The sequence below is a fragment of the Kribbella sp. NPDC031520 genome, from assembly GCF_055580825.1.
This window is the reverse complement of record NZ_JBVIKS010000002.1, coordinates 1174517-1195181: the sequence shown is the minus strand read 5'-3', so window position 1 is coordinate 1195181 and position 20665 is coordinate 1174517. Positions and strand designations below refer to the sequence as shown.

The window sequence follows — 20665 nt, the reverse complement described above, 5'->3', positions numbered from 1 at the left end:
CAGCGCTTAATCGCGGCCGAGGATTCCCTGGTCGTAGCCCTTGGCCACCGCGGCCGCGCGATCGGTCACGCCGAGCTTGGTGAAAACGTGGCTGAGATGGGTCTTCACGGTCGCCTCGCTGATGAACAGCTCGCGGGCGATGTCGCGGTTCGACGTACCTTTCGCGACCAGTGCGAGGACCTGGCGTTCCCGGGCGGCCAGTGGAGCCGGTGCCGGGTTGCGGACGGCGGTGACCAGGCGGGAGGCGACCGCGGGGGAGAGGACCGTACGGCCTTCCGCCGCCTGACGGACCGCGTTGAACAGCTCCTCCTGCGGCGCGTCCTTGAGCAGGTACCCGGTGGCGCCGGCCTCGATCGCGGGCAGCGTGTCGGTGTCGGTGTCCCAGGTGGTGAGGACCAGCACCTTCGACCGGATCCGCCGGCGGGTCAGCTCGGTGATCGCGTCCAGGCCGCCACCGCCCGGCATCCGCAGGTCCATCAGGATCACGTCCGGCTCGAGCTCGGCGGCCAGCTCGACCGCCTGGACGCCGTCCGGCGCTTCCGCGAGCACGGTGAAACCGTCGGCGGCCTCGAACATTCCGCGCAGACCGTTGCGGACGACGGGGTGGTCGTCGACCAGCAGCAAGGTGATGTCAGGCATCTTCTCAGGCATGGAGCACCAACGGTACGTGAGCCGAGATCGCCGTACCGAAACCCGGTTCGGACTCGACCGTCAGGGCGCCGGCGATCCGTTCGGCGCGGGCCCGCATCCCGTCCAGCCCGAAGCCGCCGGTGCCCGACCGGGCCGGTACCGCCAGCGGGTCGAAGCCCTTGCCGTCGTCGCGGATGTCCACCGTCACCTCGTCGTCCATGAAGCTGAGCGTCACGCCGACGCGGGTCGCGGCGGCGTGTTTCGACACGTTCGCGAGTGCCTCCTGCGTGATCCGCAGCAGCGTCGCGGAGAACTCGCCGTGCAGGTGCTGCGCCGTACCGGTCAGGGTGAACTCGGCGGGTATGCCGGTCCGCTCGGACCACTGGTCGACGGTCTTGCGGAGCGCCTCGGGCAGACCGTCGTGCGACAGGCCCGATGGCGCGAGGTTCTGCACCGAACGGCGCGCCTCGCCGAGGCTGTGCCGGGCCAGCTCGCTCGCCCGGCCGACCCGGTCGTGGATCACGGCCGGGTCCGACGTGTTGGCGACCACCTGGAGCTGGGCGATGATGCCGGTCAGACCCTGCGCGATCGTGTCGTGGATCTCCGCGGCCAGCCGGCGGCGCTCGTCGGCGATACCGGCCTCGCGTGCCTGGACGAGCAACTGGGCCTGCAGCGCGGCGTTCTCCTTGTGGGCCTGTTCGAGCTCGGTGATCGTGTCGGCCCGCGCCTGCGACCGCGCCTCCTGCTGCTCGGCGAAGTGCTTCACGACGGTCAGCAGGACGTTGTTGGCGATCACGAGTCCGGCGAACGCGAGCCACATCGGACCGTGCGGCGGCCAGTGGCCGCTCTGTGCGCCGGCGACCGGGAGCGTACACGCGAACAGCGCCAGCCGTTGCCGCTTGCGCCCGGGGATCATCTCATCGGCGTCGTAGTACCCCGCGACGACGTAGAACGCGAAGAAGCCGTTCAGCGCCGTCAGCGCGCAAGCGATCACCCAGCGAACCACGTAGAACGTGACCGAGACCGCGTTCGGGCCGCGATGCATGCGGCCGCTCCAGGTCCACCAGACCTGCATGACCAGCGCGGTCGCCACCAGCGCGAGCCCGATCTCCCGGTCGCGGGCCATCGGGGTCAGGATCCCCGAGGTGGCGAGCGCCAGCAGGGTGCCGAGGCCGAGCAGGAAGTACGGCGCCCAGCGCTGGAACGCCGCCCGGCGCTGATCGAGATCGCTGTCGGCCGTCGTCACCTGCTCAGTCTGCACGAAGCTACTCCCAGCGGAACCAGCGCGCGGCCGCGACCGACACCAGCACCGTCCACCCGGCCAGTACTCCGAGATGTGACCACGCCGGCCAGTGCCCGGCCGCAGCCTGGTTCAGCGCCTGTGACGCGGCACCGAACGGCAGCAGTACGACGATCTCCCGCAACGTGTGCGGCATCGACTGGACCGGCAGCCACAGTCCGGCCGAGAACAGGCTCGGGAAGAACGCCGCCATGCCGAACGCGGTCGCGATCCGTGCGGTCCGCGCTCGCGCCGAGACGAGTGCACCCAGCGCGAGCGCGGCGACGGCGGTGAGCAGCAGCGCGAGCACGTAGCCGCCGAGCTGCTGCGGCAGCCGTACGTCGAAGGCGAGCCGGCCGATCGCCAGACACAGTACGACCGAGACGAGGCCGGTGGCTCCGAACAGCCCCATCTGCGCGGTCAGCAGCGCGGACGGCCGGACCGGCGTCGTCGACATCCGGCGTAGGACGCCGCGCTCGCGGTAGCCGGTGATCAGCGGCGGCATCGCCTGGAGTCCGGTCACGATCAGCGCGACCAGGACCAGTACGGGCACGTAGAGGTCGATCAGCCGCGCGCCGAGGCCGTCGTCGACCTTCCGGAAGCTCGGGATCGAGCCGAGGATCACCAGCAGCAGCGGCGGGAAGCCGATGATCGAGAACAGGATGCCCGGCTCGCGGAGGAACAACCGCGCCTCGGACCGCACGACAGCGATCGTGGTCATTTCGTGGCTCCGGTGAGGTCGAGGAAGGCGTCGTCGAGGGTGGCGTCGGTGACGCGGAGTTGGTGGGCGGTGATGCGCTGCCGGGCGAGCAGCGACAGCAGCGCGGTGACGGTCTCGTCGGATCCGCCGAGCGTGAACCGGCCGTCCTTCTGCTCGACGGACGCGAGCGCGGGCAGACCGGCCAGGTCCTCGTCGTCGAGCGGGGCGGACGGCGTGAACGAGATGACCGTGGCTCCCGCTGTCCGGCTGATGAGGCCCTGCGGGGTGTCGAGCGCGGTGATCCGGCCCTTGTCGATCAGCGCGATCCGGTCGCAGAGCCGCTGCGCCTCCTCCATGAAGTGCGTGACCAGGAGGACGGTGACCCCGCGGGCGCGGACGTCCTCGACGACCCCCCAGGTGTCGCGGCGGGCGCGCGGGTCGAGGCCGGTGGTCAGCTCGTCGAGTACGACCACGCGCGGGTTGCCGATCAGCGCGAGCGCGATGAACAGGCGTTGCTTCTGACCGCCGCTGAGGACGCCGAAGCGGGAGTTCAGCTGGGCGGTCAGGCCGAGGCGCTCCGCGAGCGGTCGCCAGTCGGCGGGGTGCGGGTACAAGGCGGCGTACAGCTCGAGGGCCTCGCGTACGGTCAGCTTGGCCTGCAGTTCGCTCTCCTGGAGCTGCGCCCCGAGCACCTGGGTGACAGCGGCGTGATCCGCAACCGGATCCAGCCCCGCGACCCGAACCCGCCCAGCGTCCGGAACCCGCAGCCCCTCGACACACTCGACGGCCGTCGTCTTCCCGGCACCGTTCGGCCCGAGGATCCCGAAGATCTCCCCTTCGTCGACGCTGAACGAGACGTCGTCGACCACCGTCCGCCCGCCGTAGACCTTCCGCAGGCCGGAAACCTCAACAATCTTCATGCGACGAGCTTCGCCGAACCGGCACCACCCCCACATCGCCCGACAAGCTCGACCCGGGATCATCCGATCGGCTGATCCCGGGAGTACTACCTACTTTCCGTAGAGGGCCTCGACGTCGGAGGTGTGGTTCTTCATGACCACGTGGCGGCGGAGGGAGAGCTTGAGGGAGAGCTCGCCGGACTCCTGGGTCCAGTCGATCGGGAGGACGGAGAACTTCTTGATCGCCTCGGCGTGGGAGACCGTGGCGTTGGCGTCGTCGACGGCCTTCTGGAGTTCGGCGATCAGGTCCGGGTCGTCGGTGAGGGAGGCGACATCCGTCGGCTTACCGCGTTCGGTCGCCCACGGGACGATGGTTTCCGGGTCGATCGTGATCAGGGCGGCGATGAACGGTTTGCCGTCGCCGACGACCATGCACTGGGAGACCAGCGGGTGCAGGCGGATCTGGTCCTCGAGTTGCGTCGGCGAGACGTTCTTCCCGCCCGCGGTGACCAGGATCTCCTTCTTCCGGCCGGTGATCCTGATGAACCCGTCGACGTCGAACTCGCCCAGGTCGCCGGTGTGGAACCAGCCGTCCGCGTCGATCGCGGCCGCGGTCGCGTCGTCGTTCTTCCAGTAGCCCTGCATGACCTGGCCGCCCTTGAACAGCAGCTCGCCGTCGTCCGCGACACCGACCGTCACACCAGGAAGCGGCCGGCCCACGGTGCCGATGCGGATGTCGTCGGGCAGGTTGACCGACACCGCGGCGGTGGTCTCGGTCAGGCCGTACCCCTCCAGGACCGGCACGCCGATCCCGCGGAAGAAGTGCCCCAGCCGGTCGCCGAGCGGCGCGCCACCGGACACCGCGTACTGCACCTGGCCGCCGAGCACCGCGCGCAGCTTGCCGTAGACGAGCTTGTCGAACAGCAGGTGCTTGGCCTTCAGCCCGAAGCCCGCGCCGCCCTTGTCCTGCGCTTGCGAGTACGCGATCGCGGTCTCCGCGGCGGCGTCGAAGATCTTGCCCTTGCCGTCCGCGTGCGCCTTCTGCGCGGCCGAGTTGAACACCTTCTCGAACACCCGCGGCACGCTCAGGATGAACGTCGGCCTGAACGCGCCGAGGTCCTCGACCAGGTTCTTCACGTCCGCGCTGTGCCCGACCTTGACCCGCTTCATCACACAGCCGACCTGGATGATCCGGGCGAACACGTGCGCCAGCGGCAGGAACAGCAGCGTGCTGGCACCGGTGGTGTCGAAGAGGTCGTCGAGGATCTTCACCGCCGGGCCGAGCTCGTCCAGGAAGTTCGAGTGGCTGATCTTGCAGCCCTTCGGGCGGCCCGTCGTACCCGAGGTGTAGATCAGCGTGGCCAGGTCGGCCGGCGTGACCGCGGAGCGGCGCTTGTCGAACTCGGCGTCGGTGACCTCCTGGCCGAGCCCGGTCAGGTGGTCGACCGCACCGGCCTCGATCTGCCAGACCTCCCGCAGCGCGGGCGCCTCGGCCCGGGCGGACTCCACCACGGCACCGTGCGTCGCGTTCTCGACGATCGCGACGACCGCCTCGGAGTCGGTCAGGATCCACTGGATCTGCGAGGCCGAGGAGGTCTCGTAGATCGGTACGGTGACCGCGCCGATGCTCCAGATCGCGTAGTCGATCAGGGTCCACTCGTACCGCGTGGGGCTCAGCAGGGCGACCCGCTCACCAGGCTTGATCCCGGCCGCCATCAGGCCCTTCGCCACGCCGGTCACCTGCTGCGCGAACTCCGCCGCGGTGACGTCGGTCCAGGTGGCACCGGTACGGCGGCTGAAGACGGCGGTGTCAGGATGGGAGGACGCGTTCGCCCACACCGGGTCGCTCAGGCTCCCGGTGGGCGGTTCGGTCACAGCAGGAACGGTGTACTCACGCATCCGCGTCTCCTCAGTCGGTCACGAATTGTCGACTTCCGGCGCACGCTACAGTCACCTACCCACTAGTAGCCACCTTTATGTGACCCACGGAACTAGGTTTCAGCCATGCCATTGCTCGACATCAGTTGCGACGACCTGGTCGTTGCTGATCCAGCCTACGTCGCCGAGCGACTCGGTTCGGACACCCTCTGGCGCGAGTGGTGGCCGGAGCTGACCCTGACCCCGTCCGAGCGGCGCGGTCTCGAGGGCGTCCGCTGGTCGGTCACCGGCGCCGCGACCGGTACGGCGGAGTGGTGGCTGGAGGCGGTCCGCGACGGCGTCGTCGTGCACTGGTACCTGCGGGTCGACCCGGCGAAACCGGTCCGCGGGCGGGGCGTCGAGCGTTTGAAGGAGCGGTACGTCGCGGCGTACCGGGAGCGCTTGTGGCGCTTCAAGGACGAGGCCGAGGCGGGCCGCGCGGCGGGCGAACGCCGTCCCGGATCCGATCCCGCGATAGTCTCCGGGGAGGACGCGGATCCATCGGGGGGTCCGGCGGTCCCGCAACACATCCGACCCAGGCCGGCTAAGAGGTGAATCGATGGCGGAACAGACCACCTCGACCATTGTGGTGAACGCGAAACCCAAGGAAATCATGGCGGTGATCGCGGACTTCGCGGCCTATCCGGAATGGGCCGACTCGATGCGCGAGACCGAGGTGCTGTCCACCGACGAGGCCGGCCGGCCGAACAAGGTCCGTTTCAAGGTCGACGCGGGCGCGATCTCCGACGAGTACACGCTGGCCTACGTCTGGTCCCGCAACGAGGTGACCTGGACGCTGGTCGAGGCGAAGATGGTCAAGGGAATGGACGGCGCCTACGTCCTGAAGGACCTGGGTGCGGAGGGGACCGAGGTGACGTACCGGCTCGCCGTCGACGTGGCGATCCCGATGATCGGCATGCTGAAGCGCAAGGCCGAGAAGGTCATCATCGACACCGCCCTCAAGGGCCTCAAGAAGCGCGTCGAGTCCTGATCCAGTGACCCGGGTACTGCTCTACACAGGTAAGGGCGGCGTAGGCAAGACGACCTCCGCTGCCGGGACGGCCACGCTCGCGGCGCTCCGCGGGCTGCGCACGCTGGTGCTGTCGACGGACGCCGCGCACTCGCTGTCGGACGCGTTCGACTCCGAGGTGGGTCCGGAGCCGACCGAGATCGACGACCTGCTGTTCGTCCAGCAGATCGACGCGCAGCGCAAGTTCGAGCGGTCCTGGGGTGACATCCAGAGCTACCTTCGCTCGGTGCTGCACATGGTCGGCGTCGACCCGATCGAGGCCGAGGAGCTGACCGTGCTGCCGGGCGCCGAGGAGGTGCTCGCGCTGCTCGAGGTCCGCGACCACGTCCGGTCCGGCCGCTGGGACGTGATCGTCGTGGACTGCGCGCCGACCGCGGAGACGCTCCGGCTGCTCGCGCTGCCCGAGGCCCTGAACTGGTACATGGACCGCATCTTCAACGCCGAGCGCAAGATGATGCGCACGTTCCGGCCGTTCCTGAGCCGCGGGTCGAGTCTGCCGATGCCGGACGACAACGTGTTCGACGCGTTGCGCCGGCTGCAGAGCGACCTGTCGGACATCCGTACGCTGCTGGCCGGTCCGGACGCGTCGGTGCGGCTGGTGCTGACGCCGGAGGCGGTTGTGGTCGCGGAGGCCCGCCGTTCGCTGACCAGGCTCTCGCTGTACGGGTACCGCGTGGACGGCGTCGTGGCGAACCGGGTGTTCCCGGCCGCCGGCGCGGACACGTGGCGCCGGCAGTGGGTCGCCGCCCAGCGGGGCATCCTCGAGGAGGTCGCCGACTCGTTCCGGCCGCTGCCGATCTGGGAGTCGCCGTACCGGGTCTGTGAACCGGTCGGCGTCGAGGAGCTGGCGGCGTTCGCGGTCGAGATGTACGGCGGGGACGACCCGTTTGCGCGGGCCACCGACGACACGTCGCTGTGGGTGGACCGGCACATCGACACCGACGGGCGGACCTACACGCTGACCATGCCGTTGCCGCTGGCATCGGCCGACGAACTGGAACTCGCCCGGCACGGCGACGAGCTGATCATCACCGTCGGTTCCTACCGGCGGGTGCTGCCGCTGCCGGCCGCGCTGGCGCGTGGTGTGGTCGCGGGTGCGCGACTGGACGAGGGACGGCTGCAGGTCCGGTTCGCGCCGAAGGAGACCACGCGCCCGGTGCCGGCCGACGTGCCGAGTGGCGCCGGTCCGCTGGAGTCCGCGCAGGAGCTGGCGCAGGGTCTGACGGCGGAGTACCACGAGCAGCTCGCGCGGCGGGAAGCGGCGATCGGGGAAGGCCGGTGAAGGAACCCGTTGGTTCGGTGGCGGAGGAAGCCGCCAAGCTGTTCGCCGTACTGCAGAACGCGGCGAGCGACGCGCCACCTGACGACGCGAAGCATGAGCACGAGCACAAGTTGGGGCCGGACTGTGTCTGGTGCCCCGTGTGTCAGCTGATCCACCGGGTCCGGAACACCAGCCCGGAGACGATCGAGCAGCTGTCGACCGCGGCCGCGCACGTCCTGGGCTCGCTGAGATCTCTGCTCGAGGCCGCCGCGGACGCGGCCCGGCAGGCGCGGGAGGACGCAGCGTCGCGGTCCTCGCCGCCGGAGGAGCAACCGGCCCAAGAACCGGCCCAGGAATCGGCCCGGTCCCGGGTGGACCGGATCGACGTGAGTGAGGACCCCGAACCATGGGACTGACCATCGGCATCGACGTCGGCGGTACGAAGATCGCGGCCGGCGTGGTCGACGAGAACGGCACGATCATCGCGCGGACGCACCGCGACACCCCGGCGGAATCGACCGACGCGACCGCGGCGGCGATCTGCGACGCGGCCGCCGAACTGATCGCCGGCCACGACGTGACGGCGGTCGGGATCGGCGCGGCCGGTTTCGTCTCGTCGGACCGCTCGACCGTGCTGTTCGCGCCGAACCTGGCCTGGCGGGACGAGCCGCTCGGTGCGCGCGTCGCGAAGACCCTGAAGGTTCCGGTCGTGGTCGAGAACGACGCGAACGCGGCCGCCTGGGGCGAGTTCGCGTTCGGCGCGGCCAAGGACGTCGAGCACATGGTCTGCATCACGGTCGGTACCGGGATCGGCGGCGGTGTGGTGATCGACGGCAAGCTGCTGCGCGGCGCCAACGGTGTCGCGGCCGAGCTCGGCCACATGCGCGTCGTACCGGGTGGACATCGGTGTGGCTGCGGTTCCCGGGGCTGCCTGGAGCAGTACGCGTCCGGTACGGCGCTGGTGCGCGAAGGACGGGCCCGCGCCGAGTCGGGGTCGCTCGGGGCGGCGCAGATGCTGAGCGTGTGCGGGATCACCGACCCGGCCGCGCTGACCGGGCCGATGATCACCGAGGCCGCGATGAAGGGCGACCCGTGCGCGGTCGAGCTGCTCGAGGACCTCGGCCGCTGGCTCGGCGAGGGCCTGGCCAGCTTCGCCACGATCTTCGACCCGACGCTGATCGTGGTCGGCGGCGGCGTGAGCGCCGCGAAGGACCTGATCATGAAGGCCGCGGTGCAGGCGTTCGAGAAGGTGCTTCCGGCGAAGGCGAACCGGCCGCACGCCGCCTTCAGCCTGGCCGAACTGGGCAACGACGCGGGCCTGATCGGTGCCGCGGACCTGGCCAGACGATGACCTGCGACCTGACCTGGGATACTGGTCTCGCGGGGGATACCGCGACGAAAGGCGTGCCGTGGCGCTGACGCAGGCTTTGACGATCGGGATCGACATCGGCGGGACCAAGGTGGCCGCCGGGGTGGTCGACCCGGAGGGCAACATCCTCGACCGGCTGCGCCGGGACACCCCGACCAAGGACCCGAAGGAGACCGAGGACGCGATCGCGGAGATCGTCCACGACCTGGAGTCGCGGCACGACGTGATCGCGGTCGGCATCGGTGCCGCCGGGTTCGTCGACGGGACGCGTTCGTCGGTGTTGTTCGCGCCGCACCTGGCCTGGCGGCACGAGCCGCTGCGGGACGCGGTCGAGCGCCGGCTCGGCCTGCCGGTCGTGGTCGAGAACGACGCCAACGCGGCCGCCTGGTCGGAGTGGCGGTTCGGCGGCGGGCAGGGTGAGAGCCACCTGGTCTGCGTCACGCTCGGTACCGGTATCGGCGGCGCGATCCTGAACGACGGCGCCTTGCAGCGCGGGAAGTTCGGGATCGCGGGCGAGTTCGGGCATATGCAGATCGTCCCGGGCGGTCACCGCTGCGAGTGCGGGAACCGCGGCTGCTGGGAGCAGTACGCGTCCGGCAACGCGCTGACCCGGGAGGCGCGCGAGCTGGCGCTGTCCGGGTCGCCGGTGGCGCACAACCTGCTCCGCGCGGCCGGCGGCGACCCGCGCAAGATCAACGGCCCGATGGTGACCGAGCTGGCGAAGGACGGCGACCCGGTCGCGGTCGAGCTGCTCGAGGAGGTCGGCCGCTGGCTCGGCATCGGCCTCGCGAACCTGGCCGCCGCGCTCGATCCCGGTACGTTCGTGATCGGCGGCGGCGTGTCCGACGCGGGCGAGCTGCTGCTCGCGCCGGCCCGGGAGGCGTTCAAGCGGACGCTGACCGGCCGCGGCTTCCGGCCCGAGGCGCGCATCGTCCGTGCGGTGCTCGGTCCCGAGGCGGGGCTGGTCGGTGCGGCGGACCTGGCGCGTGAAGAGGCGACCTGGTTGCGCCGCGTCCGGGTGAAGACCACTGCGGTGACAGCGAAGACCGCTGCGGCGCGGTCGACCCGGCTGGAACGGGCGGCCCGCAAGTCGGCCGGCCGCCGTACCGGCATGCGTACGGACGCCGACCTGCATCACGCCGACGCGAACGGCGATCCTGACGCGTGACCGACGGTCTACGGGTGCTGTCGTACAACGTGCACCGCTGGGGCGACGACAGTACGGCACTCGCGCGGGTTGTCCGCGCCTGCGCACCTGACGTGATGCTGGTCCAGGAGGCGCCGACCTGGTTCGGCACCCGCCGCAAACGCCGCGCGATGGCCGCGACCTTCGGGATGCGGTACGTCGCCGCGTCCGCCCGTAACGCGATCCTGGTTGCCGATGGCATCCATCTCACCGGGATCCGGTCCCGCCGCATCTGGCGCCCGTTCGTCCGCCGCCGGCTGAACTTCATCGCGACCCAGCTCCCCGGCGGCGCGGTCGGCGGCGTCCTGCACTTGGGCGCCACCCGCCTGGCAGTGGTCGTCTGCCACCTGGGCCTCCACCCCCGCGGCCGCATCCACGAAGTGGCTCAGGTCCTGACGTTGTGCCGGTCCTTCGACACGCCCTACCTCCTGGCCGGCGACCTCAACGAAGAACCCGATGGCCCGGTCTGGAAGCGGCTGGCCGAGGAGGGTCTGGTCGACCTGGGGGCCGACGCGGGTCCTACGTTCAGCTCCAGTAACCCACAAAGGCGCATCGACGCAGCCGAACTCTCACCCCAGCTGACCGGCCGCCTCCGCGACCTCCCGGCTACGCACGAGGATCTGTCCGCCGCCTCCGACCACCTGCCATTGCTCGTCGAGCTCAGTCTCTGAACTCCAGCAGAGGATCGGTGACGACCTGGCGCCAGTTGGCGCGGTGGGTCTCGGTGCGGAGACGGTAGTAGAGCGTCTCGCGGCGTACGTCGTCCGCGCTGCCGGCGTGACCGCCGATGTTGTGGGCCAGCAAGTAGTGCGCGAACAGCACGCTGCCCGCTGGACCGGTGACCTGGATCGGGTCGCCGAGCGGGATGTCCGGGTACGGTCCTGGGTTCATCTCGTCGACCCTGGCGAGCGCATCCGCGCCACGCTCGGCAAGATAGGCGCCGAACCCGAGGTGGGTACCCGGCCAGATGTAAAGGTTGCCGCGATCAACCACCTCGTGCGGTGTCAGCCAAACACCGGCGAGCATCGTGAACGTCCCCGGCGTACCGTCCTCCAGGCACGGCGTGATCCCGTCGACGTGCGGTCCGCCCGGCACGTGCGGCCACGGTGGGATGGTGGTCGCGACCTGCGCCTGGTCCGGCTCCAGCAACCCGAGCTCGGGCCGCACCAACTGCGACGCCAGCTCGCCGATCCCCGCCGCCCGGTAGAGCCTCAGCAGCGGATGCGTGTCGTGGAGCTCCGGCCAGAGGAAGTGCACACCGGCACCTTCCGGCGGTTTGCGCTCGAGCATCGCCGCGACGACCCGGCGGCCGGCGGCGACCTGCTCGTCGGTGAGGACGCCGGGTACGACGACGTACCCCTGTTCCCGGAACTGCGTCAACTGCGCGCCGGTGATCATGGAGCCAGTCCAGCAGCGGGGTACCGGACCGGCAAACGAATTACTTCTTCTTGCGGTTGAGGAAGGCGAGCATGGCGTCCTGGGCGGCGGGGGAGCCGAAGAGACTCGCGGACAGCTCCGCAAGGTCCTTGCCGCGGGCATCGATATCGGCAAGGAGCTCGCGGTTGAGGAGCTTCTTGGTTTCGCGGAGGCCCTGAGGGACGCCCTTCAGGAGGGAGGTGAGGACCGTGTCGAGGGCGTCGTCCAGGTCCGCGTCGGGGACCGTCAGCGTGAGCAGGCCGAGCCGCGCTGCTTCGAGGGCGTCGAACGCGTTGCCCGTGAGGAAGGTGTACGCCGCGGCCCGGTCGGTGAGGCGGGGCAGGACCGTGAGCGAGATGGTCGCCGCCGCGAGGCCGAGGCGCACTTCGGTCAGTGCGAACGTCGCGCTCTCTCCCGCCACGCTGAGGTCGGCCGCCGCGACGATCCCGATGCCACCCGCCCGCACCGGCCCGGCGACCCGCGCGACCACTGGCTTCGGGTTCGCGACGATCGCCCGTTGTACGTCGACCATCCGCTGCGCGCCGACGCCCATCCCGACCGTCGTCGCCTCGGACAGGTCGGCGCCCGAGCAGAACACGTCCAGCGCCGACCGAACCACGATCACCCGCACGGCGTCGTCCGCACCGGCCGTCTCCAGGTGAGCCAGCAACTCCCCGGTCAACTGCTGCGACAACGCGTTCTTGTTGTGCGGCGAGTCGAGCGTGATCGTCGCCACGCCGCCGTCCACTGCCAGGTGCACGAGTTCGGTCATGGAACCCATCCAACACCCATCGCCGCCCGCGCAGCAGTTCCGGCGCGGGCGGAGACCCCTTCCGTCACTAGGATCGACGCCCGACGACCCGCTCGGAGGAGACCGATGCTCGACCTCAGCGACACGAACGCCTGGCACGTGGTGCACTTCGACCCGCCGGCCACCGGTGCGCAGATCGCGGCCGCGGCGAAGGCTACGACCGAACGGTCCGGTGACGTCCATCACGAGGAAGAGGCGTACTACAACGCCTGGGTCGTGGAGGTCGGCCGCGCCTCGGAGCACCTGGAGCGCGGCGTCGTCATCGGACAGGATCTCGCCCGGCCGTACCTGGATCCGGAGGCGTCGTACGACTCCGTGGTGGTAGCGCACCATCATCTGTGGGACGCCGGATCGAAGGTCCGTCCGCAGAACGCGAGCCTCCGGAACATCGTCGCCTCGATGAAGGAGTTCGGCGCCGACCTCCAGCGGCAGGTCGGGTCGGACACGGGACAGGACCTCGGGCAGGACCTTGGGCAGGACGCGGAGCATGCGGTGCAGCCGGTCGAGCTGAGCGAGACGGCCACCCGGCAGGCGGTCCGGTTCGAACGGCCGACGACCGGCATTGACCTGATCACCTCGATCAAGGCGTGCTGCGTGCCGGACAGCATGTACGGCACGCAGTACTACGAGGCGGCCAGCCCGGACGGTTCGCAGGTCGTCGCCGGGCAGAGTTCCGGCCTGGACCACAACAGCCTGGTCGTGATCCCCATCGGCGGGCAGGGGTACATCGACCCGGACGCCACCTACACCGGCGCGATCGTCGCGAACCATCATCTCGCGGTGCCGTGGCAGCAGCGGTTCCCGGTGCATTCCACGGTCGAGGACGAGTCCCGGGCGGTCGGCGACTTCGCCAGTCGGCTGGACCGGAGCGTCCGGCAGCAGAACCTCGCCTCCCTCGCCCTGGACCGCTCCCTCGCCCGCGGCTCCGGCCCGGACCGCTCCGGCGCGACCGACGCGGAACTCGGGGCGGTTGACCGCCCCCAACGCACCCCCGGCACCCGCCTCCCGACGCGCCTCGGGCGGGAGTGACGGTCCGCCGTACGGCCGGCGTACGGCGGGTGGGGTTTACGGGCCGGACGGGGTGGACTTCGGGTTCAGGGGGTCGGCGTGGCGATGGGTGATCTTCCACTGGCCGTTCTCGGCGCGGAAGACCATGGTGGTGCGGAGCAGGTGGGGGACCGGCTCGGTCTGGGTGACGTGGTGGACGGTGCCGCGTTCGATCGCGACCGTGTACGCCGTGTCCGCGCCGACGTGCTTGTCCAGGTACTCGAACCGGATCTCCGCGCCGCTGTCGCGGAACTGCGCCGACGCCCACTCGTACCGCGGCCCGATCTCGGACCAGCCGACCTCCTGCCCGCCGAACCCGCCGAAGATCGAGGTCTGCTCGCTGCGCGACACCAACGGGAGCCAGAGCGAAGGATCCCCGTTCACGAACGCGGTGTTGGCCTCCTCGAAGCGGCGCAGGAACGTCTCGAAGTCTTCCATGCGACCAGCCTCACCCGCGGAGGGGTCACTTGGTGTCGGCGTAGGTGGGAGACAGCTCACGTGCCAGGTGCTCGATGAACAGCCCGACGTCGGTCACGATCCCGCGGGCCTGCGACGACCCGCGGTCGGCGAGCTTGGTCACGGTCGCCGGGTTGATGTCCACGCAGGTCAACGGGATCGACGCCGGCAAGATGTTGCCGGTAGCAACCGAATGCAGCATGGTCGCGGCCATCAGGCAGTACCCGACGTCCTCGAGTTCGGCCCGCATCGCCCGTTGACCCTCGAGTACGTCGGTGTAGACGTCCGGCAGCGGTCCGTCGTCGCGTACCGACCCGACGAGCACGAACTTCTTGCCCTGCCGGACCAGTGCGTGCATCACCCCGGACGTCAGGACGCCCTGCTCGACCGCCGCCCGGATCGACCCGGCCTTGCGGATCGTGTTGATCGCGCGGATGTGGTGCTCGTGGCCGTGTTCGACACCACGCCCGCGGGCCAGGTCCACCCCGAGCGACGTCCCGTACAGCGACGACTCGATGTCGTGCGTCGCGAGCGCGTTGCCGGCGAACAGTACGTCGACGTACCCGGCCTCGACGATCGCGACCATCGCGGGCGCGGCGCCCGTGTGCACGATGCCGGGGCCGCCGACCCACAGCACCTTCTGCCCGTTCGCCTTCGCCTCGCGCATTCCGTCCGCGACCTGCTTCACCAGCACCCGTTGCGGCTTCTCCGACGACACGTCGGACTCCATGAAGCCGAACCCGTCCTCGGTGCTCGCCACGATCGGGGGAGTGACTCGCACGCCCTGCGCACTCGTGATGATCTTCATCCCTGCGCGTACGTCGGACATCGGGATGGTCCGTACGGCGTCACCCTCGACGAGCAGACCGCAGTCCATCTCCGGGTTCTGTACCAGGACCCAGTGACCGCCGAGCCGCACGCTGGTCGGCAGGTTCGTGGTGGAGTAGAACCCGTCCGGGAACACGCCGTCCTGGGTGACCTCGGTGATCTCCGGCGTACCGGGGTCGACCAGGTTCGCGCCCTTGGTCTGGATCCGCATCAGCAGCCGCTGCAGCGACTCCTCGTCCTCCGCGCCGACGGTCATCCGTACGGTCGACGGGTCGTCCTTGTCGTACCCGAGGTCGAACTTGTCCAGCGTGTACTCGCCGCCGTACCCGCGGATGTCGTCGAGGACGCGGGACAGCAGCCCGGTGTCCATCAGGTGGCCGGTGATCTCCACCGTCTCGGTGACCTGCACGGGGTACCTCCCAAACGCGACGTCGTCGGATTGTCCGACGATCCGCATGCTAACTCAGACGACCGCCCCGTCGTCGCCGCCGTCACCGGGGGGCAGCCGGTCCTTCATCCGGAGCACCAGGGTGAGGAATCCGCCGATGAACCCGACCACCGCGAGCGTGGTGATCCGCCCGGTGCCGAAGTCGAAGACCGCGGCCGCGATCAGCAGCAGCGGACCGCCGAGCAGCCCGAGCCAGGCGGCCCGGCTGATCCAGTCCAGCCGCGGGCCGCGCGGCGGCTCCGGCGGGACGAAGTGGTCGTGCGGGTCGTCGGCCTTCTTGGCCGGCTTCTCGTCCTCCTCCGGCGCGTCGTCCTGGATGGTCAGCCCGGCCGGTACGTCGATCAGCGGCTCGTACTTGTCGTCGACGTCCTCGCTGGCCGGCCACCGCGGTACAGGGTCCTCGCCGCCGTCGTGCCCGGGCGCGGACGGCTGGTTGAACTGCTCGACCAGCGACTTCCACTCCGCGTCCTCGGTACTGCGGTCGATCACCGGACGGGCCCGTTCGACCGCCTCGGCGTCGACGAAGATCTCGTCGTACCCGACCGGGATCCGGACCGGCTCCTCGGCCTCCTCGGGCGCCACGACCTCACTCAGGGCCTCGCTCTGGTTCTCGCAGTACGCCGCGATGCCGGCCGCCTTGAGGGCGTCCAGCACCGGCTCGGCCACCAGCGGGTCGATCCCCCCGAGCGACGTGTACGACGTCGCGGTCAGTCCGTTGTCACGCATCGACGCGACCGCTCAGCCGGCCGATGAAGGCCGCGGAGTCGGCGAAGATCCGCGGTGCGTCGTTGTCCAGAGTTGCCACGTGATAGCTGTCCTCGAGCAGGGTCTCGGTCACGTCGCGGGACGAGATCGAGGACAGTACCGTCCGTCCCGAGCTCGGTTCCACCACATGATCGACAGTACTGCGGAACAACAGCACCGGCTGGGTGACCTTCGCCAGGTCCGCCCGGGTGAGCTTCCACAGCTGCGACAGCGAGAGCAGCGCGCGCAGCGGCATCCGGTCGTACGCGCCCTCGTCCACGCCCGGCAGTTTGATGTCGTTGGAGATGCCGGGGAACGACGGCAGGAGCCGAGCCAGCACCGGGAGCAGGGCGAGCCGCTTGTCGTCGGTCTGTACCGACGGGTTGATCAGGACCAGACCGGAAATGTCCGTACCGTGTTCCTCGGCCAGCCGCAGAGTGAGACAGCCGCCCATCGACAGGCCGATCACGAACACCTGGTCGTGCTCCTTGCGGAGGCGCTCCAGCTCGTTGTCGAGAACGGCGTACCAGTCCTGCCAGGAGGTCTTGTTCATCTCCTGCCAGGTGGTGCCGTGACCGGGCAGTCGCGGAACGGCCACGCCGTACCCCGCGGCGGCCAGGTGCTCGCCGAACGGCCGCATCGAGCGCGGCGAGCCGGTGAATCCGTGACTGAGCAGGACGCCGACGGCGGCGTTCTCCCCGGTCCCGGGACTGCGAAACTCCTCCGCGTGGGCTAGCACTGGCACGCTCGACTCCTCGCCGTTCACGGTCCTCACAAACGCGCCTCAAGTGCGCGTGACAATCGTCGCATCAAGGCTGCGATCAGTCTGCATCCAGTCTGCATCCAGGTGACAACACGGTGAGCAACACCCGCATTCCTGGCGGTGACATTGCCTGAGGGGGAAGCTGGAACGTAGTGTCCGCACCGGAACGGTTGACGCGCCGGGGTTGTCGTGTCTGGGTAGATGTGTGTCGGGGCGAGTTGACGGAGGTCGAGGCGGATGCTGTATCTGTTCCTGAGACGGTTCCTTGTCGCACCACTGATCAAGCTCCTGTTCCGGCCGAAGGTGACCGGCCTCGAGCACGTGCCGGCCGACGGACCGGCACTGCTGGTCAGCAACCACCTGGCGTTCTGCGACTCGATCTTCCTGCCCGTCTCGGTGCCCCGGCAGATCGTCTTCCCGGCCAAGTCCGAGTACTTCACCGGCCCCGGCCTGAAGGGCAAGCTGGTCGCCACGTTCTTCCGCTCGGTCGGCCAGATCCCGATCGACCGCTCCGGCGGCCGCGCCTCGCTGGCCGCGCTGAACACCGGCCTGGAGATCCTCGAGAAGGGCGGCCTGTTCGGGATCTACCCGGAGGGCACCCGCTCGCCCGACGGCCGGTTGTACAAGGGCAAGACCGGCGTGGCCCGGATGGCGATCGTGGCCGGCGTACCGGTGATCCCGGTGGCGATGATCGACACCGAGAAGCTGCAGCCGGCGGGCCGGATGAAGCCGACCCTGTTCTACCGCGAGAAGGGCCGGCTGCTGCCGCGCCTGGTCCGGCCGGGCGTCGCGTTCGGCGCGCCGATGGACTTCTCCCGCTACGAGGGCATGGAGCGCGACCGCTTCGTGCTCCGCTCGGTCACCGACGAGATCATGTACGCACTGATGGGGCTGTCCGGCCAGGAGTACGTCGACATGTACGCCGAGAAGGCCAAGGAACTGCTCAAGGCCGGCGAATCGATCGACGAACACGTCCGCTTCGGCGACACGAAGGCAAGCTGAGCGCCTGCGCGGATGGACAGCGACCTCAACGTCCTCGGCGAGCCGCTGCAGGAGTGCGGGACCGACCCGGTCACCGGTTTCTACCGCGACGGCTGCTGCACGAGCGGTCCCGAGGACCTCGGCAGCCACACCGTCTGCGCGGTGATGACCGCGGAGTTCCTGACGCATCAGACCTCCGTCGGGAACGACCTCGTCACACCGCGTCCGGAGTACAGCTTCACCGGCCTCCAGCCGGGGGACCGCTGGTGCGTCGTGGCGGCCCGCTGGCTTCAGGCGTACCACGACGGGGCGGCGGCTCCCGTCGTACTGGCGTCCACCCATGCGCGGGCGCTGGACACGATCCCGCTGTCCGTACTGCGTGCGCATGCGGTCGACGTACCGTCCGATCCGGGGTCGTTGACCTGAGACGGTAACCGTCCGTTCTGGCGGTTCGCCTAGAGTTGGCTGCATGCAATTCGCGACGTTGACGACTGGGCAGGTGCCGGGGGTTCCGACGCTGGACGAGCTGCGGGCGCTGAAGCCGCTGCAGCAGCCGGAGTGGCCGGACCCGGCCGCCCTCGAGCAGGTGATCGGCGAGCTCCGGACGCTGCCGCCGCTGGTGTTCGCCGGTGAGTGCGACGACCTGACCACGAAGATCGGTGCGGTTGCGCGCGGCGAGGCGTTCATCCTGCAGGGCGGCGACTGCGCGGAGACGTTCGCGGGTGTGACCGCGGAGAACATCCGCGCGAAGCTCCGGGTGCTGCTGCAGATGTCCGTCGTCCTTCAGTACGCCGCCAGCGTTCCCGTCGTGAAGATCGGCCGGATCGCGGGGCAGTACGCGAAGCCCCGGTCGTCCGGCGAGGAGACGCGGGACGGCGTGACGCTGCCGTCGTACCGCGGTGACGCCGTCAACGGCTTCGAGTTCACTCCCGAGTCCCGGATCCCGGACCCGGCCCGGCTGCGCGGCGTCTACAACGCGGCCGCCGCGACGCTGAACCTGACCCGCGCGTTCACCACCGGTGGGTACGCCGACCTGCACCAGGTGCACGCCTGGAACACCGACTTCGTGAAGTCGTCGCCGGTCGGCCGGCGCTACGAGCAGCTGGCGTCCGAGATCGAGCGCGCGCTCGCGTTCATGCGGGCCTGCGGCGCGACGTCGGACGAGTTCCGGACCGTCGACTTCTATGCCTCGCACGAGGCGCTGATCCTCGAGTACGAACACGCCCTGACCCGGATCGACTCGCGCACCGAGCAGCCGTACGACGTGTCCGGCCACCTGCTCTGGGTGGGCGAGCGGACCCGGCAGCTGGACGGCGCGCACGTCGAGTTCCTCGCCTCGCTGTCGAACCCGCTCGGCGTGAAGATCGGCCCGACCACGACCCCGGAGTACATCCGGGCGCTGATCGACAAGCTGAACCCGAAGGGCATCGAGGGGCGGCTCACCTTCATCACCCGGATGGGCGCGGGCAAGATCCGCTCGGCGCTGCCGCCGCTGCTCGAGGCCGTACGCGACCACGGCTCGCCGATCGCGTGGGTGTGCGACCCGATGCACGGGAACACGTTCGAGACGCCGAACGGCTACAAGACCCGTAACTTCGACGACGTGATGGACGAGGTGCAGGGCTTCTTCGACGCGCACGAGCAGGTCGGGACCTGGCCGGGCGGCGTCCACATGGAGCTGACCGGCGACGACGTCACCGAATGCCTGGGCGGTGGTGAGGAGCTGGTCGCGGAGGACCTCGTGAACCGGTACGAGACGGCCTGCGACCCGCGGCTGAACCGGCACCAGTCACTGGAGCTCGCGTTCCTGGTCGCCGAGCGGCTCCGGGGCGCGCAGGCATGATCGATCTGCGCTCGGACACTGTCACCCGCCCGTCGGCTGGGATGCTGGCCGCGATGACGTCGGCTCCGGTCGGCGACGACGTGTACGGCGAGGACCCGACCGTCAACGCGCTCGAGGAGCACGTCGCAGGTCTGCTCGGGCACGAGGCCGGACTGTTCACCGTCACGGGGTCGCTCGCGAACATGCTCGGCGTACGGGCCTTGGTACCGCCCGGCGGTGAGGTGCTGTGCGAGGCGAGCGCACACATCGTCCGCGCCGAGCTCGGGTCGCATGCGGCCGTCAGCGGTGTGACGACGCGGACGTGGAGCGCGCCGTCGGGGCAGATCGACCTCGAGCAGATCCGCGCGCTGATCGCCCCCGACCTCGGGCCGTACTTCGTCGTGACATCGGCCGTCTCGGTCGAGAACACGCACAACTTCGGCGGCGGGTCGATCCAGCATTCCTTCGACGCCCTCGCCGACGAACTCTCCTTGCGTGGGTTGCCGCTGCATCTCGACGGCGCCCGGCTGTGGAACGCCGCGGTGGCGACCGGCCGTACCGTTTCGTCGTACGCCTCGCGGGCCGCCGCGGCGAGTGTCTGCCTGTCGAAGGGGCTCGGCGCTCCCGTCGGTTCCGTCTTGGTCGGTTCTGCCGAGCTGATCCGTGAGGCCCGCGTCTGGCGGAAGCGTTTCGGTGGCGGTTGGCGGCAGGCGGGTGTGCTCGCCGCGGCCGGGCTGTACGCCGTCGAGCACAACGTCGACCGCCTCGCCGAGGACCATGCGAACGCGCGGGCGATCGCCGCGGTGCTCGCGGACGCGGCGCCTGGTTCGGTGAAGCCCGACCAGGTCGAGACGAACATCGTGGTCGCCGATCTCGCCGCCACCGGTCGCACAGTCGCCGAGGTAGTGGCGGCCGCGAAGGAAGCCGGCGTACTGGTCGGCGGCGTCGGCGCCACCCAACTCCGGATCGTGACCCACCTCGACGCCTCCGCCGAGGACTGCCGCACAGCCGCAACAGTCCTCGCCCGCATCCTCACCTGAACCGGCAGCCGGCGATCCTCGGCAGTCCTGGACGGGAT

The 20665-nt window shown here is 69.9% G+C and carries 23 protein-coding genes; 12 read left to right on the top strand and 11 right to left on the bottom strand.

What is annotated here, in order from left to right; translation table 11 throughout:
• Positions 1–6: 6 nt before the first annotated feature.
• The 5 genes from ACZ5BU_RS14395 to ACZ5BU_RS14375 form a co-directional block, all read right to left on the bottom strand.
• The gene (locus ACZ5BU_RS14395; protein ID WP_465698913.1) at positions 7–651 is read right to left on the bottom strand and encodes a response regulator; all 645 of its coding nucleotides are present in this window, start codon (positions 649–651) and stop codon (positions 7–9) included.
• Complete coding sequence (locus ACZ5BU_RS14390) at positions 644–1891, bottom strand: sensor histidine kinase (protein WP_465698911.1); 1248 nt, start codon at positions 1889–1891, stop codon at positions 644–646. The genes ACZ5BU_RS14395 and ACZ5BU_RS14390 overlap by 8 nt, the downstream gene beginning before the upstream one ends.
• A gap of 4 nt (positions 1892–1895) precedes the next feature.
• A complete protein-coding gene (locus ACZ5BU_RS14385; RefSeq protein ID WP_465698909.1) occupies positions 1896–2630 on the bottom strand; it encodes an ABC transporter permease in 735 nt (244 codons plus the stop codon).
• Complete coding sequence (locus ACZ5BU_RS14380) at positions 2627–3529, bottom strand: ABC transporter ATP-binding protein (protein WP_465698904.1); 903 nt, start codon at positions 3527–3529, stop codon at positions 2627–2629. The genes ACZ5BU_RS14385 and ACZ5BU_RS14380 overlap by 4 nt, the downstream gene beginning before the upstream one ends.
• Positions 3530–3619: 90 nt before the next feature.
• Entirely contained in the window at positions 3620–5407 is a 1788-nt protein-coding gene (locus ACZ5BU_RS14375) for an AMP-dependent synthetase/ligase (protein ID WP_465698902.1), read from the bottom strand.
• 105 nt (positions 5408–5512) lie between these two features.
• Between ACZ5BU_RS14375 and ACZ5BU_RS14370 the strand changes: the two genes are divergently transcribed.
• The 7 genes from ACZ5BU_RS14370 to ACZ5BU_RS14340 are packed head-to-tail and all read left to right on the top strand — an operon-like array spanning position 5513 to position 10942.
• On the top strand, positions 5513–5980 hold the full coding sequence (locus ACZ5BU_RS14370; protein ID WP_465698900.1) for a hypothetical protein: 468 nt from the start codon (positions 5513–5515) through the stop codon (positions 5978–5980).
• Between the two features lie 4 nt (positions 5981–5984).
• Positions 5985–6416, top strand: coding sequence for an SRPBCC family protein (locus ACZ5BU_RS14365; RefSeq protein ID WP_465698898.1), 432 nt, complete (start codon positions 5985–5987; stop codon positions 6414–6416).
• Positions 6417–6420: 4 nt separating this feature from the next.
• Positions 6421–7737 carry an ArsA family ATPase gene (locus ACZ5BU_RS14360; protein WP_465698896.1) on the top strand — a complete coding sequence of 439 codons (1317 nt, stop codon included), beginning with the start codon at positions 6421–6423 and terminating at the stop codon, positions 7735–7737.
• The gene (locus tag ACZ5BU_RS14355; RefSeq protein WP_465698894.1) at positions 7734–8132 is read left to right on the top strand and encodes a hypothetical protein; all 399 of its coding nucleotides are present in this window, start codon (positions 7734–7736) and stop codon (positions 8130–8132) included. The genes ACZ5BU_RS14360 and ACZ5BU_RS14355 overlap by 4 nt, the downstream gene beginning before the upstream one ends.
• Complete coding sequence (locus ACZ5BU_RS14350; RefSeq protein ID WP_465698892.1) at positions 8123–9067, top strand: ROK family glucokinase; 945 nt, start codon at positions 8123–8125, stop codon at positions 9065–9067. The genes ACZ5BU_RS14355 and ACZ5BU_RS14350 overlap by 10 nt, the downstream gene beginning before the upstream one ends.
• Before the next feature lie 58 nt (positions 9068–9125).
• On the top strand, positions 9126–10253 hold the full coding sequence (locus ACZ5BU_RS14345; RefSeq protein WP_465698890.1) for an ROK family glucokinase: 1128 nt from the start codon (positions 9126–9128) through the stop codon (positions 10251–10253).
• Positions 10250–10942, top strand: a complete 693-nt coding sequence (locus ACZ5BU_RS14340; protein ID WP_465698888.1) for an endonuclease/exonuclease/phosphatase family protein — start codon at positions 10250–10252, stop codon at positions 10940–10942. Before ACZ5BU_RS14345 ends, ACZ5BU_RS14340 begins: the two co-directional genes overlap by 4 nt.
• Here ACZ5BU_RS14340 and ACZ5BU_RS14335 read toward each other — a convergent pair.
• The gene (locus ACZ5BU_RS14335) at positions 10932–11669 is read right to left on the bottom strand and encodes a phytanoyl-CoA dioxygenase family protein (RefSeq protein WP_465698886.1); all 738 of its coding nucleotides are present in this window, start codon (positions 11667–11669) and stop codon (positions 10932–10934) included. The genes ACZ5BU_RS14340 and ACZ5BU_RS14335 overlap by 11 nt on opposite strands.
• A gap of 40 nt (positions 11670–11709) precedes the next feature.
• Positions 11710–12459 carry an enoyl-CoA hydratase-related protein gene (locus ACZ5BU_RS14330; protein ID WP_465698884.1) on the bottom strand — a complete coding sequence of 250 codons (750 nt, stop codon included), beginning with the start codon at positions 12457–12459 and terminating at the stop codon, positions 11710–11712.
• Positions 12460–12564: 105 nt separating this feature from the next.
• Here ACZ5BU_RS14330 and ACZ5BU_RS14325 point away from each other — a divergent pair, with 105 nt between their 5' ends.
• Complete coding sequence (locus tag ACZ5BU_RS14325) at positions 12565–13527, top strand: hypothetical protein (protein WP_465698882.1); 963 nt, start codon at positions 12565–12567, stop codon at positions 13525–13527.
• A 36-nt stretch (positions 13528–13563) separates the two neighbouring features.
• Here ACZ5BU_RS14325 and ACZ5BU_RS14320 read toward each other — a convergent pair whose 3' ends face one another.
• The 4 genes from ACZ5BU_RS14320 to ACZ5BU_RS14305 are packed head-to-tail and all read right to left on the bottom strand — an operon-like array spanning position 13564 to position 16766.
• Positions 13564–13983 carry a YybH family protein gene (locus tag ACZ5BU_RS14320; protein WP_465698880.1) on the bottom strand — a complete coding sequence of 140 codons (420 nt, stop codon included), beginning with the start codon at positions 13981–13983 and terminating at the stop codon, positions 13564–13566.
• 25 nt (positions 13984–14008) lie between these two features.
• Positions 14009–15238: an ornithine cyclodeaminase, nickel-pincer nucleotide-dependent gene (locus tag ACZ5BU_RS14315; RefSeq protein WP_465698878.1), complete on the bottom strand. Its 1230-nt coding sequence runs from the start codon at positions 15236–15238 to the stop codon at positions 14009–14011.
• Positions 15239–15292: 54 nt separating this feature from the next.
• The gene (locus ACZ5BU_RS14310) at positions 15293–16003 is read right to left on the bottom strand and encodes a hypothetical protein (protein ID WP_465698876.1); all 711 of its coding nucleotides are present in this window, start codon (positions 16001–16003) and stop codon (positions 15293–15295) included.
• Positions 15996–16766 carry an alpha/beta hydrolase gene (locus ACZ5BU_RS14305; RefSeq protein WP_465698874.1) on the bottom strand — a complete coding sequence of 257 codons (771 nt, stop codon included), beginning with the start codon at positions 16764–16766 and terminating at the stop codon, positions 15996–15998. Before ACZ5BU_RS14305 ends, ACZ5BU_RS14310 begins: the two co-directional genes overlap by 8 nt.
• 255 nt (positions 16767–17021) lie before the next feature.
• Here ACZ5BU_RS14305 and ACZ5BU_RS14300 point away from each other — a divergent pair, with 255 nt between their 5' ends.
• From ACZ5BU_RS14300 to ACZ5BU_RS14285, 4 genes are read left to right on the top strand one after another with little or no spacing between them, the layout of a single operon-like run.
• Positions 17022–17786 carry a lysophospholipid acyltransferase family protein gene (locus tag ACZ5BU_RS14300; protein WP_465698872.1) on the top strand — a complete coding sequence of 255 codons (765 nt, stop codon included), beginning with the start codon at positions 17022–17024 and terminating at the stop codon, positions 17784–17786.
• 12 nt (positions 17787–17798) lie between these two features.
• Positions 17799–18191: a DUF2237 family protein gene (locus tag ACZ5BU_RS14295; protein ID WP_465698870.1), complete on the top strand. Its 393-nt coding sequence runs from the start codon at positions 17799–17801 to the stop codon at positions 18189–18191.
• Positions 18192–18234: 43 nt separating this feature from the next.
• Positions 18235–19608 carry a class II 3-deoxy-7-phosphoheptulonate synthase gene (locus ACZ5BU_RS14290; RefSeq protein WP_465698868.1) on the top strand — a complete coding sequence of 458 codons (1374 nt, stop codon included), beginning with the start codon at positions 18235–18237 and terminating at the stop codon, positions 19606–19608.
• Positions 19605–20627: a threonine aldolase family protein gene (locus tag ACZ5BU_RS14285; RefSeq protein WP_465698866.1), complete on the top strand. Its 1023-nt coding sequence runs from the start codon at positions 19605–19607 to the stop codon at positions 20625–20627. Before ACZ5BU_RS14290 ends, ACZ5BU_RS14285 begins: the two co-directional genes overlap by 4 nt.
• The last annotated feature ends 38 nt before the right edge of the window (positions 20628–20665 follow it).